3 protein-coding genes are annotated in these 3651 nt (G+C 72.6%); all 3 read right to left on the minus strand.

Annotated features, from left to right (window positions below; genetic code table 11):
* On the minus strand, positions 1 to 1451 hold a 1451-nt coding region (locus ACFVYN_RS32260), incomplete at its 3' end, for a primosome assembly protein PriA (protein ID WP_390005028.1).
* Positions 1452 to 1590: 139 nt separating this feature from the next.
* Positions 1591 to 2799: a methionine adenosyltransferase gene (gene metK / locus ACFVYN_RS32265; RefSeq protein ID WP_390005031.1), complete on the minus strand. Its 1209-nt coding sequence runs from the start codon at positions 2797 to 2799 to the stop codon at positions 1591 to 1593.
* Between the two features lie 240 nt (positions 2800 to 3039).
* A partial coding sequence (locus ACFVYN_RS32270) for a phosphopantothenoylcysteine decarboxylase (RefSeq protein ID WP_390005033.1) occupies positions 3040 to 3651 on the minus strand: 612 nt, incomplete at its 5' end.

Raw genomic sequence — 3651 nt, forward strand, 5'->3', positions numbered from 1 at the left:
ACCTGCGCCCGCAGCCGGAACCCCCCGCACTCCGGACAGTGCCAGGCCCCCTCCTCGCGCCCGCACCACCCGCACCGCAGCGCCGCCCCGGACTCCTGCCCCTCCAACGGTCCGGCGCAGTGCCGACACCGCGCGGGCGCCCGGCAGTTGGCGCAGGCCATCCGCGGGACATACCCCCGCCGCGGCACCTGGACGAGCACCGGTCCGTGCCGCAGGCCCTCCCTGACGGCCTGCCAGGCGAGCGTGGGCAGCCGGGCCGCCCGCGCCGCCTCGTCCCGCGCGAGGTCCTGGTCCCCGACGGTCCGCACCAGCGGGGCGACCGTCCGCACCTGTTCCCGCGAGGCCACGAGCGGCCGGGCCCACCCGCTCTCCACGAGCTGCGCGGCCTCCACGGTGCAGCTCCAACTCCCCAGCAAAAAGGCGCACTTGTCGAGAGCGGCCCGCAACAACAACACCTCGCGCGCGTGCGGCTGCGGGGCGTGCGGCTCACTGTGACTGTCGTCGCCGTCGTCCCAGAGCGCGACGAGCCCCAGGTCCCGCACCGGCGCGAACATGGCGGCTCGCGTCCCGACGACGGCCCGTACGGCCCCCCGCCGCACGGCCAGCCACTCCCGATACCGCTTCTCGGGCCCGGCATCGGCGGTCAGGACCGCATGCCGCCCCTCCCCCAGCACCGAGGTCAGCGCGGCATCGACGCGCGCGACGGCCCGGCCGTCCGGCACGACGACGAGCGCCCCCCGCCCCGAGGCCAGGGTCGCGGCCACGGCCCGGGCCAGTTCCGCACTCCACTCCGGGCCCGGCAGGGCATTCCACACCGCGCGCGGCGCGCCGCCCGAGGCCAGCGACTCCAGGAACGCGCCGCCGCGCTCGTAGCGCCCCCAGGTTCCCGTCTCCGGCGCGGCGGGCGGCGGCAGCGGCTCGGGTGAGGGCCGCTGCTCGGCCCGGGCACTACGAGGTGGCACGGCGAGCTGGAGCACATCGGCGAGACTGCCCGCGTACCGGTCGGCGACGGCCCGGGCGAGCCCCAGCAGCTCCTCGCCGAGCACCGGCTCAGGCGAGACGACCTGGGCGAGCGCCGCCAGCGGCCCGGAGTAGTCCGACTCCGCGAGCCGCTCGACCAGAAACCCGTCGATCAGCCCGCCGCCCTCACGCCGCCCGTCCCGGACCCGCCCGCGCCCGGCGCCGAACCGCACCCGCACCCGCACCCCCGGCTGCGCGTCCGCGTCGAGCTCCTCGGGCACGGCGTAGTCGAAGTACCGGTCGAGGTGCAGCACCCCCTTGTCGACCAGCACCCGCGCGACGGGCAGCTCCTTGGCCAGCGCGGCCCCCCGCCAGGTCCGCGGCTTGGCCCGGGGCACCTTGGCCTTGCGCACGCTCTCCCGAATGAGCGCAAGCTGCTCGGGCTGCGCTCCCTCGGCGCCGCCGTCGACCGACCCGTTCTCGCTGCTCACGCTTGCATTCTTACCAAACCCCACTGACAACCGACGCCGCTCGAACTCGCTCGGACGGACGATCGGGCCCCGGAAACGCCGAGGCCCGGCACCCCAGAGGGGCACCGGGCCTCGCGGCACACCGAAGGGGCTTGGGGACCTACAGACCCGCAGCCTTCTTCAACGCCTCCACGCGGTCCGTCTTCTCCCACGTGAACTCCGGGAGCTCACGGCCGAAGTGGCCGTACGCCGCCGTCAGGGAGTAGATCGGGCGCAGCAGGTCGAGGTCGCGGATGATGGCGGCCGGACGGAGGTCGAAGACCTCGTCGATCGCCTTCTCGATCTTGTCCGCGTCGATCTTTGCGGTGCCGAAGGTCTCGACGAACAGGCCCACGGGCTCGGCCTTGCCGATCGCGTAGGCGACCTGGACCTCGCAGCGCGAGGCGAGACCCGCGGCGACGACGTTCTTGGCGACCCAGCGCATCGCGTACGCCGCCGAGCGGTCCACCTTGGACGGGTCCTTGCCGGAGAAGGCGCCGCCGCCGTGGCGGGCCATGCCGCCGTACGTGTCGATGATGATCTTGCGGCCGGTCAGGCCGGCGTCACCCATCGGGCCGCCGATCTCGAAGCGGCCGGTGGGATTGACCAGGAGGCGGTAGCTGTCCGTGTCCAGCTTGATGCCCTCGTCCAGGAGCGCCTTGAGCTCCGGCTCCACGACGAACTCGCGGATGTCCGGGGCCAGCAGCGAGTCCAGGTCGATGTCGGAGGCGTGCTGCGAGGAGACGACGACCGTGTCGAGACGGACGGCCTTGTCGCCGTCGTACTCGATGGTGACCTGGGTCTTGCCGTCCGGGCGCAGGTAGGGGATGGTGCCGTTCTTGCGGACCTCGGACAGGCGCTTGGCCAGGCGGTGCGCCAGGAAGATCGGCAGCGGCATCAGCGTGGGCGTCTCGTCCGTCGCGTAGCCGAACATCAGGCCCTGGTCGCCCGCGCCCTGGCGGTCCAGCTCGTCCTCGTCGCCCTCGACCCGGTTCTCGTACGCGGTGTCGACGCCCTGCGCGATGTCAGGGGACTGCGCGCCGATGGACACCGAGACACCGCAGGAGGCGCCGTCGAAGCCCTTCTTGGAGGAGTCGTAACCGATCTCCAGAATCTTGTCGCGCACCAGCTGGGCGATCGGCGCGTAGGTCTTGGTGGTGACCTCACCGGCCACGTGCACCAGACCGGTGGTGATCAGGGTCTCGACCGCGACCCGGGAGGTCGGGTCCTCCTTGAGGAGCGCGTCGAGGATGGTGTCACTGATCTGGTCAGCGATCTTGTCGGGGTGGCCCTCGGTGACGGACTCCGAGGTGAACAGACGACGGGACACAACGCTCCCTGGGGTTGCAGCGGCTGCTGGCTGATCATTGGCGGACGGGCTCGGGGGCTGCGCCCGGCATCGTCCGAGAACAGTTTATCGGTCGCGCCCGGCCACCGGCCCCCCTGTCTCGCCTCTCGGGAGGGCTGTGACCTGCGGCACGGGCATTGTGCCCAATCCGGAGCGTACTTGGCCAGGGGCGCCACGCCTGTGCGGCTGAGGTTCATGGGGATCGAAAGGCGAATGAAACATTCAGTGCAGCCGCCGCGCCACCAGGTCCCAGACGGTTTCGGCCAGGAACTCCTTCGGGCCGTGCGGTACCGGAGTCTCGCTGCCGTCGGCGCCCAGCACCACCGCCTCGTTCTCCTCGGACCCGAAGGTCTTGCGCTCGCCCACCTCGTTGACGACGAGGAGGTCGCAGCCCTTGCGCTGCAGCTTCGTACGGCCGTTGGCCAGCACGTCGTCGGTCTCCGCGGCGAATCCGACGATCACCTGGCCGGGGCGGGCGCGCTCGGCCGAGATCTCGGCGAGGATGTCCGGATTCCGCACCAGGACGATGGGGTCGGGGTCCCGGCCGTCCTTCTTCTTGATCTTTCCGGCCGCGTACGTCTGCGGCCGGAAGTCCGCGACCGCCGCCGCCATGACGACCGCGTCGGCGTCGGCCGCCGCCTTGAGAACCGCCTCGCGCAGCTGCACGGCTGTCCCCACGGGGACGACGTCCACGCCGGCCGGGTCCGGGATGCCGGTGTTCGCCGCGATCAGCGTGACCCGGGCGCCGCGCGCGGCGGCGGTGCGGGCGAGGGCGTACCCCTGCTTGCCGGAGGAGCGGTTGCCGAGGAAGCGGACCGGGTCGAGGGGCTCGCG

This window comes from Streptomyces sp. NPDC058307, assembly GCF_042880295.1.
GTDB lineage: Bacteria > Actinomycetota > Actinomycetes > Streptomycetales > Streptomycetaceae > Streptomyces.